This is a genomic window from Pseudomonas sp. URMO17WK12:I6 (genome assembly GCF_003253625.1).
Taxonomy (GTDB): domain Bacteria; phylum Pseudomonadota; class Gammaproteobacteria; order Pseudomonadales; family Pseudomonadaceae; genus Aquipseudomonas.
The window spans coordinates 93,756-106,106 of sequence record NZ_QKYZ01000004.1 but is presented as its reverse complement, the minus strand read 5'-3'; the positions used below and the strand labels follow the sequence as shown (position 1 = coordinate 106,106).

Genomic DNA, 12,351 nt, shown 5'->3' with positions numbered 1-12,351 from the left:
GGCTATGTCATTGATTCAACTGAAACTACTGGCAATGGAATGGCACCTGCTGACAAGCTCAAAATGTTATAAAAAGTCAGATAATTTCAGTATTATGTGTATTAAGATTGCAGCGCCAGCACATATGAGTAATTTGCACGATGAGTACTGAGAGCAAAATCGAAAATAGCCAGAGGGGTATTCTCGCTATTGGGCGCACTTGGCGCTCGGCAGAGAAACTTCGACAGTTATTTGCACCCAATCTCACGCATATATATACATTAGATTACACAAACCCATTAAACCCAGATAGCGAAGCTCAAGCCCACGATGCCGTACTAATCGACATTGAAAGCCCTTCCATTCTTAATGACTGCCTGGCGCTCATCAAGAAATTACGTACGAGCCCAACAGAACTGTCCATTATCGTTGCAATCAATTTTCGCGCTCCGCAAACCAAAATTGAATGTTACCTGGCCGGTGCAGATCATTGTATCAATGTACCTAACGACCAGGATGAAAAAGCCAGGTTAATTTCAGAGTTGCTCGAAACACCTGAATGGCAGCCTGCCATTAAGTTGACCTTGGACCAAACATGCCTGCACTTATACAACGATGAGCTCAAACTGGATCTGGCTTATCAGGAAATGAAAGCCCTGGATGCGCTTATCAATGCAGAAGGTAATATCCTGCACCATGACTCCATGGCCGAATCCATGGGTTTGAATATCAAACTCTATGACTCACGTGTTCTGGAGAAATCCATAAGCCGCCTTCGAAACAAAATCAAAAAGCACTTCGGCATTAACATCATTCATAGTGTTCGCGGTTATGGCTATCGATTGCTTCGAGGGGTCGTCTCAGTAAAGCAAGCAAACTTTCATTCTTAAAGGGACTAAACAATGGAGTCCAGCAGGCAATATACCGTGCAAGATAACTTCGCATTGGTTTTCTTCAGGCAATCAATCCTCAAGCGAAACGATGAATTGTTCGGCAGTGAGATTTATGCCAAGGCGACCAAACAACAGACACCTCTGAACAAGGGGTATCAGCCATTGCATCCCGATCACCCACTGGCGATTTATCGTGAAGTACTGATGCGGATCCAATTAAATGCCCTTTCACAGATCGAGGCCACGTCGTCCCCATCCGTACAGACACCCAATAAATTATTCGTGACCATGAACCAATCCGCGTTATTGGATAAAGCGTTCATCCGAGAACTGAACGACGCTCAAACGACACTCAAGAAGCATGAACAACAGCTAATCCCCAGCATTAATGGCAGTTCGCTCCTTTCGTTCAACCTCAAAGAAAAAAGAACCATTATCAATCACATTCATTTATTGAAGGACAACGGGATCGAGATCGCTTTCGATGGCTATGACTTAAGCGATGACAGCGCTGAAAAACTGATCAGCCCGAAGCTGTTCGATTACATAAAAGTGGACCTGACCCGGTCCAATTTCGACATCATGGTCGATAACAGTCAGGACTTTTTCAACAGGTCCTACGACTGCCTGAGCAGCATGATCCATGACAGCAAAATCAGATTCATTGCGGACCGGGTCGAGCACAAAGCACTGCACACACTGGCCCGCAGCATGCCTTTCGATTTTTTCCAGGGGCGGTACTACTCGCCTACCGAGGTTATTTAAGCTTAAAAAATTTCACCAAACTAGGAAGGAGCCTTATTGTGAATACGCCAAACAACAGCTTTCTAATTTTCACCCGAGATCAACTGGCACGACAAGCTATAGAATCGCTTCTCGCACAACGCCTGCATCTATCTTTTGAAATCGAATCTGGCAAACTCAGCAGCGAACGCATCCGAAAGAGTCGATTCACGCACATCCTGCTCGACCAGGCCGATATCTCGCTGAGCGATGTCAGTTTTATCCGCAAAAATCAAAAAGATGCGGAAATCATACTCATAACTCCCAACTCGGAGCATTCAGAACTTCATCACTTCTCGCACTTCGGGGTTGATGGATTTCTCAAGAAACCGGTGGCAGACGACGAGTTCATCTCTGCAGTCAGCCGGGTTAAAGAGTCGCAGGGTAACCCCGACATCTGGTGGTTTAATGCCGACGACAGAACATTAATCAAGGAAGATATAACCATCCCATTGACCGGCACCGAATCGTTAATGCTCACCCAACTGGTCATCAGTGATCGACGGGTACTCAGCAAGAACGATCTTATTCTACGCATCGATAAAGACCCGGAGAATTACAGCGGCCTTGAAATGTGCTTGAGCCGACTGCAGAAAAAATTCAAGACTGCCGCCAACGGGGAACGCCTGATTCGCTCGGTCAGAAACCGTGGTTATTGCCTGGCACAAAGGATCAGAATCGCATACTGATTGAAATCGCAAAAACAATAACAATAAATGCGATTTCCCGCTCAACCCGATACCGCTTGACTGCCTAACCACCTCACCTCGTACTTCCCGCCGCCTGTCCCTCGCACATATTTCTCTCCATAGTTCCTGCCGGATCCCTCCCCATGGCGGGCAAGCGCTTATCGGAATGCTGCAATTTTATAGACGATTTAGTGATGCCCTCCTAATAAAATAGCACGACCTTTTATAACATGAGCCCTGGAAGTGGTGTCCGTTATAATTCGTCAGACACCCACAAAGATTAAGGTACTAGTATAAAAACCGGACACTGAGACAACCGTATCAGCTGACTTGAAAACAACATTCGGATGGCCAGCCATAGCCCGCGTTATTCCCTTCCAATAATAAAAATAATCTCTGACCGAACTGCGCTCGCTCAGCCTTTGCGCGTGGCTGCCATTTATTAACCGTCGACTGATACACAACGTGGCGCACGCCCGAGGGACACCGCGATGGTACATAATCGTATTAATCGAAACAGCATATCCAAAGGACTGACCTTCTGGGGGCAATGGATAATTGCCATCACTTCGGTCAATGCGTTGTTATTTGCTCTGGCGTTGTACCAGACAGGAGAAATCGAAGCTCATTATCGTGTGCTTGCCGTGCTGACTTTCCTGGGCTCGGTCCCTTCTTACTCCCTGCTGCTGGTCTATCACAAGCAGCATGGATACCTCTCCGGCCTGGGTCGACTGCTGCTGGGGTGGCTGCTGACACTGACCGGCCTGACCAGCATCGGCTTTCTCAGCAAGACCAGCGAATTGTTCTCCCGGGAAATCATCATGGTCTGGGCTGTGGCTGGTTATTGCGTGCAGGCCTTGCTGTACCTGCCTCTGCATAGTTTTTCCAGACACTACCACCGGCAATTGCACAGCCAAAATAACACCCTGATCATCGGCACCGACCAACTGGCGGTGAATCTGGCGGACAAACTGGCCAAAACTGAGTATCCGCCGCTGGTCGGCCTGATCAGCTCAAAACCCAACGAGCTGTCGACCAACGTCAATACCCACCGGATCGTGGGCCAGTTGCAGGAGCTGCGCGAGCTGATCCGGGTGCACGATGTCCGGCGGTTGTACATCGCGCTGCCCTTGAGCGAAGCCAAACAGGTCGAAGCGCTGTACATCGACCTTCTCGACTCGAATGTGGATGTGGTCTGGGTTCCCGACCTGGGCAGCATGACGTTGCTCAATCATTCCGTCAGCGAGCTGGATGGCCTGCCCGCCATCCACCTCAATGAAAGCCCGCTGACCAGTTACCCGACAGCGGCACTCAGCAAGACCCTGCTGGACAGAGGTCTCGCCGCCCTGGCGCTGATCGCCTTCAGTCCACTGCTGCTGGTGATCGCCGTCGCAGTGAAGATCTCCTCCCCGGGGCCGATCATTTTCAAACAGGAACGGCACGGCTGGAACGGCAAAATCATCAAGGTCTGGAAGTTCCGCTCCATGCGCCTGCACGACGACCATCAAGTCCGCCAGGCCGGCCGTGAAGACCCACGCATTACCCCGGTTGGCCGTTTCATTCGACGCACGTCCATCGATGAACTGCCGCAGTTCTTCAACGTACTGCAAGGCCATATGGCGCTGGTCGGACCGCGGCCGCATGCGATTGCCCATAACGACTACTACACCGGCAAGATCCAGGCCTACATGGCCCGTCATCGAATCAAACCGGGCATCACCGGGCTGGCCCAGATCAGTGGCTGCCGTGGCGAAACCGAGACCCTCGACAAGATGCAAAAGCGCGTGGAGATCGACCTCAACTACATCAACAACTGGTCGTTGTGGCTCGACATCAAGATCCTGATCAAGACGCCCTTTACGCTTTTTTCAAAGGACATCTATTAACTGCTGCGATTCGCCCCCCCGCCTGTTCTTCAGCTTGTGGCTAACTGAGCCGCAGTCCGGGCAGTCAGATCTCTGACTGCCCGGAGCCCCTCTCCCCGCCTCACCCCATTTACCCTTTGTTTTGTAGCAACTGCCGACGGCTGCGTTCGCCCGTAGCAGCTGTCGAGTCTGCGAGGCTGCGTTCGGCTGCGTAGCAGTCGTCAAACCAGAACTTGCGGTGCATCAGGCAAACCACGTCAGCCGGATTCACGACTGCTGCGCAGTCGAACGCAGCCTCGCAAGTTCGGCAGCTGCTACAGATTGCATTACGGAACATATGCCGGATGGAGTGGCAAAAGAGGTGTTGCTGGAGAGGGGATATAGCGAGGGTCAAAGGTTACAAAATGCCGAGGGCCTAACGCCTTTTCAACGTACCCAGTACCTTGAAATCAATAACCCCATCAACACGCCGATACTATTTGCCAGCATGTCGTCGGGCGAGGCCGTGCGCAGCGGAATCAAACCATGCGCAAGCTCAATGAGTACACCGGTGAGCAAACACCCCAAGGCTGTCCAGACAAACTTCACATTGGGGAAGGCCAGACGGCAACTGCACGCAAACACCAGAAATCGTATCCAGTGCTGAGTTCGACTGAGCAGCAGTCGTCCAGCCAGAACTTGCGGTGCATTAGGTAGATCGCGTCAGCCGGATTCACGACTGCTGCGCAGCCGAACGCAGCCTCGCAGGCTCGGCAGCTACTACAGATTGCATTACGGAACATATGCCGGATGGAGTGGCAAGAGAGGTGTTACTGGAGGGGGATATAGCGAGGATCAACGGTTACAACATGCCGACAAATTGCCAGGCGCCTAACGCCTTCTCAACGCACCCAGTACCTTGAAATCAATAACCCCATCAACACGCCGATACTATTTGCCAGCATGTCGTAGGGCGAAGCCGTGCGTAACGGCATCAAACCTTGCGCGAGCTCAATGAGTACGCCGGTGAGCAAACACCCCAAGGCTGTCCAGACAAACTTCACATAGGGGAAAGCCAGACGGCAACTGCACGCAAACACCAGAAAGCCGATCCAGTGATGAAGCTTGTCCTCTTCGGCGAACAACTCCGGGATCGGCTGAGGACGCAAACCTGCGTACAGCAGAATCACCGTCACCGCGGCAAAGACCAGACCCCGGAGCCAGAATGGCAACTCGATCAAGCCTTTGAGCCATGTGATCATTCGGTAATTTTCTCGAAGTTGTTGTAGAACAAGCTGCTGTCACGTCCGTCGGTCATGGTCTGCAATGAGTAGGCACGGTTCAGGCGCGCACCACCATCGCGAGTCAGTGGCGTCCAAATGATATTGGCACGACGCATGGTCGAGGTACTCAACAGCTCGTCGAACGGGATGGAAATGTAAATGCCTTTGTCAAAGCTGCCCTCGCCATATTCCGCCTTCGACGCCGTGGTCAGGGTGACCCAGCCGCCAAACTTCACGCCGTTCTTGAACTCCCGTGACAAGTCGACAGTGGTGCCCCAGTCCCGTGCCAGGTAACGCCCGACGCTGACCGCTGCAAGCATGTCATTGGGCAATTCAGTATAGCTGGTGACATGACCCGTTATGGTCTGGTAATCGCGCAGGCCGAAGCCCTGATCAAAGTCCCGCTGGCGCACAAAGTTCAGATCGGCGCCCAATGACCAGCGTTTCCCCGTGGGTCGATACAGCACTTCGCTGCCGACCCCGGCATACATGGATTCCAGATAGCCGCCATAGACCATGCCATACCAGTCCCGATCCAGCTGCGCCGCGTGGTTGAACTGGAACGTTGGCATCGTCACATCGGAGGTGGTCAGGTATTGACGCAAATCGGTGCGCACTCGCGGCAACCCGCTCGGTGCGTCGTAGGTGAACTTGTCGTAGTTGTTCAGCAGGTTGACGCTGAGCAGGCCGCTCCACCAGGTGTTGCGGGTGAAACGGTACTCCGCATCGGCATCAGCGGTGAACTGATAGAGCAAGCCATTGGGGCCGCCAATATTCTGTTTGTAGCCCAGGCCCAAGCCATAGCTGAACGGTTCCAGCGCCTGGGTATAGAGCGTGGTTTCCCGGTGTGCAGTCGCCGGGTTAACCTCGGTCGTACGGTGCAGATCCTTCAGCGGCTGGTCGTTGTTCACCACCGCGCGGAAGGTTTCTCGCGGCACGCTGGTTTCTTCGATAGACATGTCATAACGCTGATTCACCAGGGTGAACCAGTCGATGTCCTGATTGACGCTGTTATCGAGAATCCGGCTGGCCCGCCCGACAGCCTTGGCCGAATAAAAATAGCGAGACTGCTCGCCATACACCATCAACTCCGAGCCGCGCTGGGTAATGCGTTTGACCTTGTAGCCGGCATTTTGCTGCAGCCGGTTGGAGACATCGGCCCAGTTGACTTGATCGGGCGGAGTCAACGGTGCCTGCGCGGGCAGCGGCTCGGCGGGAGGGTCATAGGTCTTCACCGGTGCCTTGCGGCTGACAAAGTTGGTGTGCAGGGTGATGCCGAACATCGCCGTATTGCCACGCTCCCAACCGGCGCTCAGGTCGACGCTGTCGGCCAGCTTGTAGACCACACCGACGTTGATCGGCAGGTCTTGCTTGAGCGGGTTGTCCAGTGGCTCGTTCTTGTAATCGTTGCCCTCGTACTCGATCTTCAGGCTCAGTGGTTCCCAGGGCGTTTGATAGGCAATCCCACCGAACAACGAAGGGCGGCCCCTGAAGTACGCGTTGGTGTTCACGTCCCCTGCCCTGGCCACAGCCGCCGTGCTCTGTGGCCGGTCGTTGAATTGGCTGCCCAATACCGACAGCGGGTTACTGAAATCCCCACGATTACCCAGATAACCCCAGGCAATGCCGAGGCTGAAATCCAGGTCGCCATAACGCTTGTTGGCGACGAAATACTCGCTGGAAAACAGCCCGGTACCACCGATATCCCGGGCGCCGATAGCGACCTGCGGCGCCCAGTGAGTTTCTTCCCAAAGCCGCGCTTTCAAGTCGATGGCCTTGTCTTTGAAGCTCTGGCCGTCGCTAAAGTCCTCGGGGCCGTAATTACGGTTGGTGATCGCGGTGTAACGAAACGAGCCCTCCAGCCAATCGAGTGGCTGCAAGGAAAAACTGTAGCGCGAATAAGGGTCGGTACGGCTGGCCGTGACGCTCAACTCTCCCGCCGGGGCCATGCGCGCGGTGGGGGTCTGTAACAGACCGACGCCACCAAAATCACTCTGGGTGTAGCGCGGTTCACCGTGAGCCAATCCGCAGGGCAGGAGCAATGCAGCAGCAAAACGTAACTTCAACGGGCACTTCAAGGGGCCACCTCAGCCAGCGGTTGCGTGGCGAGAAACTCGGCCAGTTGTTGATTGAGCTCTGGGGTCGGCGTCTCGAGATCGTCGCTCCTGATCGGCACCAGAATCTTGCTACCGGGCGCTACGATGATGCCGTCCTCACGATTCCATGCCGCCACGCCCACGCGCCGAACCTGGCCGTCGGGCTGGATCAGCCACAGATAGTCGCCCTCGGCGTCACCAAGAATGGCGCACTCACGGGCATAGGCACGCACTTCCTGCAGGGCTCGGTAAGGCACCTGACAAGGCTGCGCGACCGCCCCGAAAACCTCCACGGTGGACGGCCGCTGGGGGTAAATCAGATGGTCGCCATCATCCAGCAACGCGTTGCGGGCGAACCCCGTTTCCACAGCGATCGGATCGAGCACCGCGACCTGACGTCCGGTGACCGGCAGTTGCGCGACCTGCTCATATAGGCGCGCGCTCAACTCTGCTCGCGTGCCTTTGCCATCGAGCAAGGCCCCCCGTTGCAGCAGTTTCAGATCGAACAGGACACCCGCCTTCAAGCGCGTCTGCTTGTCCACTAATGAACGGTGCAGCCACGCCGCGCCCAGCCAGTAACTTTCGGCATTGGGTTGGGCGTTACGAATGACATCCAGCAAGCGCGCACCGGGCTTGATTTCGAATTGACCAGGGCTGCGCACGTCACCGCTGACCGTGACGGCCGCCTGGCCCACGCCCGGGCCGATCAACAGCAGACCAAGCAAGAAAAGGTTTGAACACTTCACCGGGCAGCTCCCCGATCACGGCGCACCTGCACGATTTTCAGAAACAGTTGCGGCGTCAAATGCTGCTCGCTGCGCAGGATGAAACCGTCCTGGGGGTCGACCCAGTAGCGGTTGGTGGCGCGGAAATTCAGGGTGGGTGCATCCACCTGCTCGTCAATGCGCAGCAAGGCGTAATCCTTGTCCAGAATGCTGATGGTCTCGATGCCATGGGGACTGAAACGGCTGTTGACCGCGATACCGATGCGGTTGCCGTTATAGATGTCGATCCAGCGCGTGCTGGTATAGCCGTCGGGCAAATGCTGAAGGCCGCGTTTGAAGGGCGACTCTTCATTGAAGCGAGTGCCATCCAGGGAAACGCCCAGCCCGACAGTGCGCACCACCAGGCCGTCGCGCATCAGCAGCACTTGCTTGCCGGAAGCGACCCAGAACTGCAGGTCGCCCCGCCGACGAGCCATGGCCATCACGCCCTCACTGGAGGGGGTGGTGACCAGGATCTGCGGATATGGCACAGCGTCGACCTGAGCACGGGTCAAATTGATAGAGGCAGGCCCCGCGACAGATGTCTCAAGGGTGTCCCAGGAGGCCTTCATCAACGGGTTACACCCGCACAGCAAGAGCGCCATCGTCAGACTGGCGCAGGTAGGCAAAGTTTTCACGGCGGGATTGAGCCTTATCTGCTGTTGGCTTCGCTGAGATCGTTAAGTGAGCTGGCACCGGTCCCCAGGACAGTGGCCGTAGGCAGAAGCTGGCTGATCAGACGGTTCCAGCGCGTCACGCCGGCCGGGCCGACATAGACGATGTCTTGCGGTTGCAAGTCGAAACGGGTGGCCAGTACCAGGGCCGAAGGGGATTCTGCGTCGAGCTGGAACACCTTGGCCGGTTCGGTTTCCAGGTGGTCGGCGCCGCGAATCACGTACACCGCATTGCCGTTGGAGGTGGTCTGGTTCAAGCCCCCCACTGTGCCCAGCGCATCGGTCAGGTTGATCGACTTGCCTTTGAAGCTCAGTGCGCGAGGCAAATTGACCTCACCCATGACATAGATCCGCTTTTGGTCGTTATAGGGCAGGTACAGCCGGTCGCCGCCCTTGAGGTAAACGCCTTGCAACTGTGAGTCCTGGCGATTGAGGGTGTCCAGATCGAGCTTGTATTCGCGCCCGTCCCGAGTCAGCGTCAGGCCTGACAGGTCTGCGTTCGAGGGGTCCACACCGGCCGCGCCAACGGCCTCCACCACGCTCAACGGTGTGGTAGTGATCGGCTGTTGGCCAGCTTTGAGCACTGCACCGGAAATCACCACGGTCTGGCTGGCGAAGCGCAATACGCTGACGTCGACCTGGGGGCTTTCGACAAATTGCGACAAGCGCTCGGCAATAAAGGCCCGCAACTCTTCGATGGTTTTACCGGCCGCCGGGATATTACCGATGTAGGGATAAAACAACGTGCCGTCCGGACGCACCAGACGCCCGTTGGCATCGAGTTGCTGTTGCGGTCCCGAAGGCGCCGTCAACTCGGGGTGATCCCAGACCGTGATAAACAACAGGTCGTTGGCACCCACGCGATAACCGCCTGGAACGTAGGACAACAACGCTGGGGGAACGGATTCGCGAACTTGCGTGGCCGCATCCATGGCAATCAATTTAGGCGTGATGGGAATAAGCTCCACCCGGCTACTTTCCGGAGAGCCGTCACTGACCATTTGACTGGTGTCCATGTGTTGACCAGGCGAAAACATACAGCCGTGCAAGCTGATACTTGCCAGCATAACAACAGATAATCTACGGATCATAATGGCACTACGCTAGTCGAGGGCAAATCTAAAACAAGATCACCCAGAAAGTTCTGAGTGATCTTGAACAACATACTTCGCGGGGTTTAGTTGGTACCCGTCGTACCACTAGTACCGGTTGTGCCACCCGTTCCAGAGGTACCGCCATTGGAACTGCCTCCAGAGTTTGAAGCGGCCGCCGCAGCGCCGACAATGGCCGCGCCGATCACCACGGTTTCTGCGACCGTCACTCCCCCAACCAGCGGGGTACTCAAGGACAATGGCTCGCTCACCTCTTCGCTCACTGCTTCGCTCGCCGTTTTGCTCGCCGGCTCATCCGCCGCCAACGCTGCAGTGCTCATGACAGCCAGCAAGCCGGCCGTAAGTAGTTTCTTCATATCAGACTCCTTCTCGACATCAACTCTGCATTAGATTTGAGACTAAGGGACCGGGAATGGAACAGCAGGTGAATGAACTGACACCCGTCAATTGAACGAGACAGTTCATGCACATTGCCTCCTTTGGAGAATGTCATTTATAGGGAGTGCATGCCATACGCCAAACCTCGTCACATCATGGACAAAAGCGCTTGCACCGAGCAGGACTTATTGACGGAAAAAGGCAATTTTCCAAGATGTTTGCTACATGAGAAGGCATTTTCGGCACAAACTCCCGAGAAAAAGTCACTCCCCCTTCACGCCTATTGTTATTATTAGTCAGGATTTTCCCGGCATCCTGTCCCGCTAGGTTCTATTGTGACTGAACATTCAAGGCTAAATAACATCAGGTCATAAATAGTTAATGTTAACTATAGACCAATATTAAGCCGTCATTCCCCGTTCAACACCGCGCGCAAGCGTGGGTTGCGCAAGTCTTTTTCCGAGAGTTGAGGCGATTCAACGGGCCAGGCAATGCCCAGCTCCGGATCATTCCAGAGCAGCCCACCCTCATCCTCGGGGAAATACAGATCGGTGCATTTGTATTGAAAATCGGCGGTATCGCTGAGCACGCAGAAGCCGTGGGCATAACCCGGCGGCACCCATAGCTGCAGATGGTTGTCGGCGGTCAACTTGACCCCTACATGTTCACCGCAAGTGGCCGATTCGGGATTGATGTCCACCACCACGTCGTACACCGCACCTTGGGTAACCCGCACCAACTTGCCCTGGGGCCGGGTCCGCTGGAAGTGCAAACCGCGCAATACGCCATACTGCGAGCGTGAGTGATTGTCCTGGACGAAAGGCAACTCGATGCCGGCGTCGCGATAACGCTGTTCGTGATAACTCTCGAGAAAGAACCCACGGGCATCGCCAAACACCTTGGGCTCGATAATCAGTACGCCGGGCAACCGGGTGTTGATGACATTCATTTCGAAGGCTCCGTCGTCAGTACGCGCGCCAGGTATTGTCCGTAACCGGTTTTGTGTAACGCGGTGGCTTGTTTATCCAGTTCCGCAGCCGACAACCAACCCTGGTGATAGGCCACCTCTTCAAGGCAGGCCACCTTCAAGCCCTGCCGCGCTTCGATGGTCTGGACGAAATGCCCGGCCTCCATCAACGAATCATGGGTGCCGGTGTCCAGCCAGGCAAAACCACGCCCCAGCACACTGACGTGCAGATCCCCGCGTTGTAGATAAGCATTGTTCACGTCGGTGATTTCAAGCTCGCCGCGTACCGAAGGCTTGACTTGCTTGGCGATGCTCACCACGTCTTTGTCGTAGAAATACAAACCGGTGACAGCATGGTCGGACTTCGGATGTGCAGGCTTCTCTTCGATCGAGATCGCCTTGCCGCTCTCGTCGAACTCGACCACGCCAAAACGATCCGGGTCGCTGACTCGATATCCAAAAACAGTGGCACCGGTCTGTCGTTGTGACGCTTCGCGCAACAAGGCGCTGAAGCCATAACCGTAGAAAATGTTGTCGCCCAGAATCAGCGCCACATTGCTGTCGCCGATGAACTCCTCGCCGATCAGAAAGGCTTGCGCCAGGCCATCAGGAGAAGGCTGTTCTGCATAACTGAGTTCAATGCCGAAAGAAGAACCATCACCCAGCAAGTTCTGGAAGTTGGGCAAGTCCTGGGGCGTGGAAATAATCAATATCTCGCGAATGCCCGCCAGCATTAATACCGACAGCGGATAATAAATCATCGGTTTGTCGTAGACCGGCAGCAGCTGTTTGGACACACCACGGGTAATGGGATGCAAGCGGGTGCCGGAGCCTCCCGCCAGAATGATACCTTTCATAGGGGATTCCCTTCGAAGTTAAATAGAGGCAG

12 protein-coding genes and 1 pseudogene are annotated in these 12,351 nt (G+C 54.9%); 4 read left to right on the top strand and 9 right to left on the bottom strand.

Annotated elements, in window-relative coordinates; genetic code table 11:
* The first annotated feature begins 140 nt into the window (after positions 1-140).
* The 4 genes from F475_RS08665 (at position 141) to F475_RS08650 (ending at position 4,230) form a co-directional block, all read left to right on the top strand.
* A complete protein-coding gene (locus F475_RS08665) occupies positions 141-869 on the top strand; it encodes a winged helix-turn-helix domain-containing protein (protein WP_018928259.1) in 729 nt (242 codons plus the stop codon).
* 12 nt (positions 870-881) lie between these two features.
* Positions 882-1,637, top strand: coding sequence for an EAL domain-containing protein (locus F475_RS08660; protein WP_018928260.1), 756 nt, complete (start codon positions 882-884; stop codon positions 1,635-1,637).
* A gap of 38 nt (positions 1,638-1,675) precedes the next feature.
* Positions 1,676-2,344, top strand: a complete 669-nt coding sequence (locus F475_RS30675) for a winged helix-turn-helix domain-containing protein (RefSeq protein WP_111453706.1) — start codon at positions 1,676-1,678, stop codon at positions 2,342-2,344.
* A gap of 491 nt (positions 2,345-2,835) precedes the next feature.
* The gene (locus tag F475_RS08650; RefSeq protein ID WP_018928262.1) at positions 2,836-4,230 is read left to right on the top strand and encodes an undecaprenyl-phosphate glucose phosphotransferase; all 1,395 of its coding nucleotides are present in this window, start codon (positions 2,836-2,838) and stop codon (positions 4,228-4,230) included.
* Positions 4,231-4,635: 405 nt separating this feature from the next.
* Here the strand turns inward: F475_RS08650 and F475_RS08640 are convergent.
* From F475_RS08640 to rfbA, 9 genes and pseudogenes are all read right to left on the bottom strand, one after another.
* A pseudogene (locus F475_RS08640) lies at positions 4,636-4,860 on the bottom strand (VanZ family protein); the annotation flags it as partial.
* Positions 4,861-5,090: 230 nt separating this feature from the next.
* Positions 5,091-5,450: a VanZ family protein gene (locus tag F475_RS08630; protein ID WP_111453704.1), complete on the bottom strand. Its 360-nt coding sequence runs from the start codon at positions 5,448-5,450 to the stop codon at positions 5,091-5,093.
* On the bottom strand, positions 5,447-7,537 hold the full coding sequence (locus tag F475_RS08625) for a YjbH domain-containing protein (protein WP_111453703.1): 2,091 nt from the start codon (positions 7,535-7,537) through the stop codon (positions 5,447-5,449). The genes F475_RS08630 and F475_RS08625 overlap by 4 nt, the downstream gene beginning before the upstream one ends.
* A gap of 8 nt (positions 7,538-7,545) precedes the next feature.
* On the bottom strand, positions 7,546-8,313 hold the full coding sequence (locus tag F475_RS08620) for a capsule biosynthesis GfcC family protein (protein WP_111453702.1): 768 nt from the start codon (positions 8,311-8,313) through the stop codon (positions 7,546-7,548).
* A complete protein-coding gene (locus F475_RS08615; RefSeq protein ID WP_064616874.1) occupies positions 8,310-8,969 on the bottom strand; it encodes a YjbF family lipoprotein in 660 nt (219 codons plus the stop codon). Before F475_RS08615 ends, F475_RS08620 begins: the two co-directional genes overlap by 4 nt.
* Positions 8,970-8,983: 14 nt before the next feature.
* Positions 8,984-10,096 (bottom strand): polysaccharide biosynthesis/export family protein, encoded by a 1,113-nt coding sequence (locus F475_RS08610; protein WP_173861152.1) that lies wholly within the window; start codon positions 10,094-10,096, stop codon positions 8,984-8,986.
* A gap of 86 nt (positions 10,097-10,182) precedes the next feature.
* Complete coding sequence (locus F475_RS08605) at positions 10,183-10,473, bottom strand: hypothetical protein (RefSeq protein ID WP_064616872.1); 291 nt, start codon at positions 10,471-10,473, stop codon at positions 10,183-10,185.
* A gap of 431 nt (positions 10,474-10,904) precedes the next feature.
* Positions 10,905-11,444: a dTDP-4-dehydrorhamnose 3,5-epimerase gene (gene rfbC / locus F475_RS08600; RefSeq protein ID WP_111453701.1), complete on the bottom strand. Its 540-nt coding sequence runs from the start codon at positions 11,442-11,444 to the stop codon at positions 10,905-10,907.
* The gene (rfbA, locus tag F475_RS08595) at positions 11,441-12,319 is read right to left on the bottom strand and encodes a glucose-1-phosphate thymidylyltransferase RfbA (RefSeq protein WP_064616870.1); all 879 of its coding nucleotides are present in this window, start codon (positions 12,317-12,319) and stop codon (positions 11,441-11,443) included. The genes rfbC and rfbA overlap by 4 nt, the downstream gene beginning before the upstream one ends.
* Positions 12,320-12,351: the final 32 nt, after the last annotated feature.

Bases quoted from the DNA above. Each gene is read 5' to 3' on its own strand.
- F475_RS08665 (WP_018928259.1), top strand. From the start codon at position 141: ATGAGTACTGAGAGCAAAATCGAAAATAGCCAGAGGGGTATTCTCGCT.
- F475_RS08660 (WP_018928260.1), top strand. From the start codon at position 882: ATGGAGTCCAGCAGGCAATATACCGTGCAAGATAACTTCGCATTGGTT.
- F475_RS08650 (WP_018928262.1), top strand. From the start codon at position 2,836: ATGGTACATAATCGTATTAATCGAAACAGCATATCCAAAGGACTGACC.
- F475_RS08630 (WP_111453704.1), bottom strand. From the start codon at position 5,450: ATGATCACATGGCTCAAAGGCTTGATCGAGTTGCCATTCTGGCTCCGG.
- F475_RS08610 (WP_173861152.1), bottom strand. From the start codon at position 10,096: ATGATCCGTAGATTATCTGTTGTTATGCTGGCAAGTATCAGCTTGCAC.
- F475_RS08605 (WP_064616872.1), bottom strand. From the start codon at position 10,473: ATGAAGAAACTACTTACGGCCGGCTTGCTGGCTGTCATGAGCACTGCA.
- rfbC (WP_111453701.1), bottom strand. From the start codon at position 11,444: ATGAATGTCATCAACACCCGGTTGCCCGGCGTACTGATTATCGAGCCC.
- rfbA (WP_064616870.1), bottom strand. From the start codon at position 12,319: ATGAAAGGTATCATTCTGGCGGGAGGCTCCGGCACCCGCTTGCATCCC.